The following is a 7,108-nucleotide window of genomic DNA, read 5'->3' as shown; positions in this document are numbered from 1 at the left end:
CGCGGCTTCGAAATGGACTTTGCTGAACTGTTGCTGGAAGACTACAAAGCCTCCCTGAAATATCTCAGCGACCACCCGAAACTGCAGGGTATTGCCCAGCAGAACAGCTTTAAACACACCTGATAACATCACGTTGTAAAAACCGAATGCCCAACCTTTAAAAACAGGTGGGTATTCGGCTACTTATTAATTGCAATAATATATTACCTGTCTATTCATCGTGTTGATAAGATATATGTTATATGAATGTTATGGAGCATAGCGATACTGCTTAATATTACGATGATGAATTATTTGCTTACTATTAATTCCTCTGCGTTCTTAAGTCCCCTTTTTATATAATAAATCCAGTCATCCAGCCCGAGTATCATCGCTCATTATCATCCTGTTTTCCCGCTTCGTTTAAATTTATTTATCAATCAATTTGACTTAAGAGGGCGGCGTGCTACATTAATAAACAGTAATATGTTTATGTAATATTAAGTCAACTATGCAACCACTACATGGTAATTGTCTAATTGCGTACGCAAGACATAAATATATTCTCACCATGGTTAATGGTGAATATCGCTATTTTAATGGCGGTGATCTGGTTTTTGCGGATGCAAGCCAAATTCAAGTGGATAAGTGTGTTGAGAATTTCGTATTAGTTTCAAGAGACACGCTTTCATTATTTCTCCCGATGCTCAAGGAGGAGGCATTAAAACTTCATGTACATAAAAAAGTTCCTTCATTACTCGTTCATCACTGTACCAGAGATATTCCTGTTTTTCAGGAAGTTGCGCAACTATCGCAGAATAAGAATCTTCGCTATGCAGAAATGCTACGTAAAAGGGCATTAATCTTTGCGTTGTTATCTGTTTTTCTTGAGGATACGCAGTTTATACCGTTACTTCTGAACGTGTTGCAACCGAATATGCGAACACGAGTTTGTACGGTCATCAATAATAATATCGCCCATGAGTGGACATTAGCCCGAATTGCTAGCGAATTGTTGATGAGTCCAAGCCTGTTAAAGAAAAAATTGCGCGAAGAAGGTACGTCATATTCACAGTTGCTTACTGAGTGTAGGATGCAGCGTGCTTTACAACTTATTGTTATATATGGGGTTTCAATTAAGCGAGTTGCAGTATCCTGTGGATATCACAGCGTGTCGTATTTCATTTACGTTTTTCGAAATTATTATGGGATGACGCCCACAGAGTATCAGGAGCGATCGGCGCAGGAATTACCGAACTGTGGCTCGGCGGCAAGTATGGCTGCGCAAGGGATTTTTTACGGCACTGACCGTTCTGCGGAAGGAATAAGATTATAGAGTTTTACTCAGACATAAAAAAAACCCGGCATAGGGGACCGGGAAGAGGATAGTCTGCCGTCTCCAGACTAATAAACCGTTATAACACTCCCTGTTGGCACGGGAAACTTTGTGCTCTCAGTAAGTTAAATATAACTTTTACTGGAAATAAGATCAGCCATTTTTTTATAAACATAAGCTATACGCTGTGTGAAAATATAATCGTGTTGCATTTACTTATTATCAATTAACTGTTATGCAAAACTACTTTGTGGATAAAATTTGGTCCTACCAAATATGGCAGTTTTTGCACACAGAAACAGTCTGGCGTCATTTCATTAGTATACTGACATTGAAATAATCGCAGTAATGAAATATAAGGGATAGTCATGGCTCATGTCTGCTCGGTGATCCTCGTTCGTCGTTCATTCGATATTCATCATGAACAGCAAAAAATATCGTTGCATAACGAGAGTATCCTGCTGCTGGATAAAAATTTGGCAGACGATTTTGCGTTTTGTTCACTGGATACGCGACGGCTGGATATCGAAGAGCTGACAGTTTGCCATTACTTACAAAATATTCGTCAGTTGCCACGCAATTTAGGATTGCATAGCAAAGACCGTTTGTTAATTAACCAGTCACCCCCCATACAGCTGGTGACGGCGATTTTTGATAGTTTCAATGACCCCCGGGTCAATTCGCCGATACTGAGCAAAATGCTCTACCTTTCCTGTTTATCAATGTTTTCTCATAAGAAAGAACTGATCCCCTTACTTTTCAATAGTATCAGTACTGTTTCAGGAAAAGTTGAACGCCTTATTAGCTTTGATATCGCTAAACGTTGGTATCTACGCGATATCGCAGAAAGAATGTATACCAGCGAGAGTCTCATCAAAAAAAAGTTGCAGGATGAAAATACCTGTTTCAGTAAAATATTACTCGCCTCCAGGATGTCGATGGCCAGACGATTACTCGAGTTACGTCAAATACCTCTGCATACTATTGCGGAAAAATGTGGCTATAGCAGTACGTCATACTTTATAAATACATTTAGACAATATTATGGTGTAACGCCACATCAGTTTTCGCAACATTCGCCGGGTACCTTTTCCTGACATATTTCGCATTTGAATATTGGTCAGGATCTCACGTCTGCTTCATGTGAAACTCTTTCCTGATGATTTCTGCCGGGCTACCGGCTAGTTCTCTTTCGCAGTTTGCCAGGCGGTATAGGTATTTTCAGGAGGAAAAGACTCGGCATGTTTGGGATTATTAAGCTAACAATTCATACGATTACGGGAATGTGGGTCAGTATTGTGCTGTTCAAATTGATGACGAATGGCTGGAGTGGTTTCTACTTTCAGTGCTGTGTACTAAGCCTGGTATTCCTGACGGTTAGCTGGTTGTTGAGTGGTGAATGGTTAGCAGGAAAGAGTAAGGCTGAACCCTCACGTTCAACCTTACTCTCATTTACACGTTACGCTTTTTTAAAGCGGGCAAAGAGATGTTCCACTACAACGAAAAAGACCGGAACGAAGTAAATTGCCAGCACTGTTGCGGCAAACATCCCGCCCATTACGCCGGTACCTACCGCGTTTTGCGCGCCAGAGCCGGCACCATGACTGATAACCAGCGGCAGCACGCCGAGAATAAAGGCCAGAGAAGTCATCAGGATTGGGCGTAAACGCATACGCGCTGCTTCGATGATTGCCTCTACCGGCGTTTTCCCTTCTTTCTGCATCATCTCAACGGCAAATTCGACAATCAGGATGGCGTTCTTGGCGGAAAGCCCGATGGTGGTCAGCAAACCAACCTGGAAGTAAACGTCATTACTTAAGCCGCGCAGATCGGTGGCCAGTAATGCGCCAACGACGCCTAACGGAACAACCAACATCACCGAGAACGGAATTGACCAGCTTTCATAAAGTGCGGCGAGGGCGAGGAACACCACGACCAGTGAAATGGCATATAGCGCGGGAGCCTGGTTTGAGGATAACGCTTCCTGATACGACAGCCCAGTCCATGAGTAGCCGACGCCTGCCGGAAGTTTTGCGACCAGGTCTGCCATAAATTTCATGGCGTCACCGGTACTTTTCCCGGCAGCCGCTTCACCTAAAATCTCCATTGACGGGATGCCGTTGTAGCGTTCCAGTCGCGGTGAACCATAGGTCCATTCGGTAGACGAATAGGCAGAAAGCGGTGCCATCGTGCCAGAGGCGTTGCGTACATACCATTGGTTGATGTTATCCGGCAACATACGGAACGGCGTGCCTGCCTGGACATACACTTTTTTCACCCGCCCCTGGTTGAGGAAGTCGTTCACGTAGCTGCTGCCGAAGGCGGTGGAAATTGTCTGGTTGATATCAGACAGCGCCACACCCATAGCCTCGGCTTTCGCAGCGTTGACGTTCACTTTGAACATCGGCGTATCTTCCAGGCCGTTCGGGCGTACCCCGATGACCTGATTCGGTGATTGCGCTGCCAGTGATAACAGCTCGTTTCGCGCCTGGGTCAGCTTTTCGTGCCCCAGATTGCCGTTGTCCAGCAGTTCCATATCAAAACCTGACGCGGTACCCAGTTCAGCCACCGCGGGTAAGTTGAACGGGAAGACGACGGCTTTATTGATACTGCTTAGCGCAATCATTGCCCGCTGAATAATCGCGGTAACCGAGTTTTCCTCGCCGACACGTTCAGACCACGGCTTGAGGCTGATAAACGCCAGACCGTTGTTTTGCCCCTGACCACTGAAGCCAAAGCCACCAACGGTAAACACCGACTGAACATTATTTTTCTCTTTTGTCAGATAATAATCCGTCACCTGTTGTAGCACTTTCGTGGTGTTAACCATGGTTGCACCGGAAGGTAACTGCGCGGTGGTCATAAATACCCCCTGATCCTCTTCTGGTAAGAAAGAGGTCGGCGTACGCAGGAACAGCACCGCCATCCCGGCGCAAATCAGCAGGTAGACCACCATGTAGCGACCGGTACAACGCAACAGCGAGCGGGTGCTGTCGGTATAGTGCTGAGTTGATTTTTCAAACAGCGTGTTGAAGCGTGCGAACAGGGTGTTAGGTTTGTGACCGCCCTCCGGCGCGGCTTTCAGAATGGTGGCGCACAGGGCAGGGGTCAGGCTCATTGCTACAAATACTGAAAGCAGCATGGAGGAGATCAGCGTGATGGAGAACTGGCGGTAGATCTCCCCGGTCGCACCGCTCATAAAGGCCATCGGCATAAACACTGCGGAAAGAACAACGGCAATCCCGACCAGCGCACGTTGGATCTGCCCCATCGATTTATGCGTCGCTTCCTTCGGCGGTAGCTTATCTTCCGCAATGACACGCTCGACGTTCTCCACCACCACGATGGCGTCATCCACCAGTAACCCTATCGCCAGCACCATCCCGAACATAGTTAACGTGTTGATGGTGAAACCGACCGCCGACAAGATCGCAAACGTCCCGAGAATAACCACCGGTACGGCAATCGTCGGGATGATTGTGGCGCGGAAATTCTGCAAAAACAGATACATGACCAGGAAGACGAGGATGATAGCCTCAACCAGCGTTTTGAAAACTTCCTGAATAGAAATTTTGATAAACGGTGTGGTGTCGTAAGGATAAACCGTCTTCAGGCTTGCAGGGAAATAAGCCGATAAACGGTTCAGCTCCTCTTTCACCGCTCGCGAGGTATCCAGGGCGTTTGCTCCGGTAGCCAGTTTGATGGCGATCCCGGCAGCAGGTTTGCCGTTATAGCGCGCCACGGTGGAATAATCTTCCGCCCCAAGTTCGACGCGGGCGACATCACGCAGCAGCACTTGCGAACCATCTTGCTGAACTTTCAACAGGATTTTGCCAAATTCTTCCGGCGTTTGCAGACGCGTCTGCACAATGATCGAGGCGTTCAGTTGCTGGTCTGCCGCCTGTGGCATGCCACCCAGTTGACCACCGGAAATCTGGTTGTTTTGCACCTTAATCTGGGAAATAACATCGGAAGGTACCAGGTTATATTTATTGAGTTTTTGCGGGTCCAGCCAGATACGCATGGCGTACTCGGAACCAAAGAGCTGTACGCTACCAACGCCCGCGGTACGGCTTAGCGGGTCTTTGATATTAGACGCTACATAGTCCGCGATATCGTACTGGTTGAGGCTGCCGTTATCAGAAATAAATGCCGCTACCATCAGGATATTACTGCTCGACTTATCGACGCTAATTCCCTGCTGCTGCACCGCTTCAGGTAATGAAGGCATAGCGAGTTGCAGTTTATTTTGCACCTGAACCTGTGCGATATCAGGTGATGTCCCCGTCTCGAAGGTCAGAGTGATGGAGGCATTACCTGCCGCATCGCTGGTTGAAGACATGTACATCAGGCCATCAAGCCCATTCATATTTTGCTCAATCACCTGAGTGACCGAGTCTTCTACCGTTTGCGCATCGGCACCCGGATAGGTAGCGCTGATGGTAATGGTCGGTGGCGCAATCTGCGGATACTGCGCAACCGGTAAGTTCATGATCGCCAGACCGCCTGCAAGCATCATAATAATGGCAAGTACCCAGGCAAAAACCGGGCGATCAATAAAATAGTTAGCCATGAAAGTCCCCTTAAGCCTGCAACGTTATTGTTTCGATTCGGTGCTGGCGTTTTCCTGGCTGGAGGAAATTGCACGTGCTTTGATACCCGGACGAATGCGTTGCAAACCGGAAACGATCACCCGATCGCCAGCCTGCAAGCCAGAGGTGACAACCCACTGGTCGCCGATGGCTTTGCTGGCTTCGATTTCGCGTAGCTGCACGACATCGTCTTTATCCAGAATGAGTGCCGTTGCTTTACCCTGGGCGTTGTGGGTGACGCCTTCCTGCGGCACCAGTAATACATTCTGGCGGCTACCTTCATCCACTAATGCCGTGACATACATGCCAGGCAGCAAGTCACCATTTGGGTTGGGGAAAATCGCCCGTAACGTCACGGAGCCCGTGGTTTCATCCACCGTCGGGTCGGAGAATTTCAGCGTGCCGGTCTGGCCGTAACGTTTACCATTTTCCAGATTGAGCTGTACTGGCGTACTGCCCTGAACCTGTTTGATTTGCCCACTGGCGACCTCTTCTTTCATGCGCAAGAAATCCTGCACCGACTGCGTGAGATCGACATAAATCGGGTCCAGACGTTGTACGGTAACCAGCGAATCTGCCTGATTAGCGGTAACGAGTGCGCCGACGGTCACCGACGATTTCCCGCTGACGCCCGTAATCGGCGAGGTGACATTCGCGTATTGCAGATTGATCGTCGCCTGTTCAACAGCCGCTTTGGCGACGGTGACATTGGCTTCTGCTTCATTCAACTGGGTGCGTGCGGTGTCGTAATCCTGACGGCTAACATAGTTGGTCTTCAGCAACGATGCCTGGCGGTTAAAGGTGATGCGGGCATTGCTGGCGGTAGAGAGCGCTTTCGCCAGCGAACCTTTGGCGGAGTTCAGCTCTGCCTGTAAAGGCGCAGGATCAATCTGATACAGCGAATCGCCCTGGTTCACTTTATCGCCTTCGATAAAGTTGCGTTTAATGATAATACCGCCCACCTGGGGACGTATCTCGGCAACTTCATAAGGAACGGTTCTACCGGGCAATTCGCTCAACACATTGACCGAACCGGGGGAGAGTGTGACGACACCGACCTCAGGCATCATGGCGGCGGCGTTTTCCGCCGATTTGTCATCGCAGGCGGTGAGCATCGCGCCGCAGAATAACAACGGTATTAACAGTTTTCTTCTTCTGTTCATTTTAGTCCCTGAAAATTCTTGAGAAATAACGGTTCTTT

At 48.1% G+C, this 7,108-nt stretch carries 5 protein-coding genes; 3 read left to right on the top strand and 2 right to left on the bottom strand.

The window, feature by feature from the left end; translation table 11 throughout:
* The 3 genes from C4F37_RS27840 to gadW form a co-directional block, all read left to right on the top strand.
* Window positions 1–123 (top strand): hypothetical protein (locus C4F37_RS27840; RefSeq protein ID WP_001684489.1); only part of this gene is annotated, 123 nt, incomplete at its 5' end.
* 367 nt (window positions 124–490) lie between these two features.
* Window positions 491–1,315: an acid resistance transcriptional activator GadX gene (gene gadX, locus C4F37_RS13350; RefSeq protein WP_001182743.1), complete on the top strand. Its 825-nt coding sequence runs from the start codon at window positions 491–493 to the stop codon at window positions 1,313–1,315.
* Between the two features lie 368 nt (window positions 1,316–1,683).
* Window positions 1,684–2,412 carry an acid resistance transcriptional activator GadW gene (gene gadW / locus C4F37_RS13345; protein ID WP_000951553.1) on the top strand — a complete coding sequence of 243 codons (729 nt, stop codon included), beginning with the start codon at window positions 1,684–1,686 and terminating at the stop codon, window positions 2,410–2,412.
* Between the two features lie 362 nt (window positions 2,413–2,774).
* Here the strand turns inward: gadW and mdtF are convergent, their stop codons facing one another.
* Window positions 2,775–5,888, bottom strand: coding sequence for a multidrug efflux pump RND permease MdtF (gene mdtF / locus C4F37_RS13335; RefSeq protein ID WP_000024853.1), 3,114 nt, complete (start codon window positions 5,886–5,888; stop codon window positions 2,775–2,777).
* 24 nt (window positions 5,889–5,912) lie between these two features.
* A complete protein-coding gene (gene mdtE, locus C4F37_RS13330; RefSeq protein WP_023151106.1) occupies window positions 5,913–7,022 on the bottom strand; it encodes a multidrug transporter subunit MdtE in 1,110 nt (369 codons plus the stop codon).
* Window positions 7,023–7,108 lie beyond the last annotated feature (86 nt).

It is taken from the genome of Escherichia sp. R1 (assembly GCF_003000935.1).
Lineage (GTDB): Bacteria > Pseudomonadota > Gammaproteobacteria > Enterobacterales > Enterobacteriaceae > Escherichia > Escherichia coli.
Note: the sequence above shows the minus strand (reverse complement) of the source record. Positions and strands in the feature narration are given on the sequence as shown.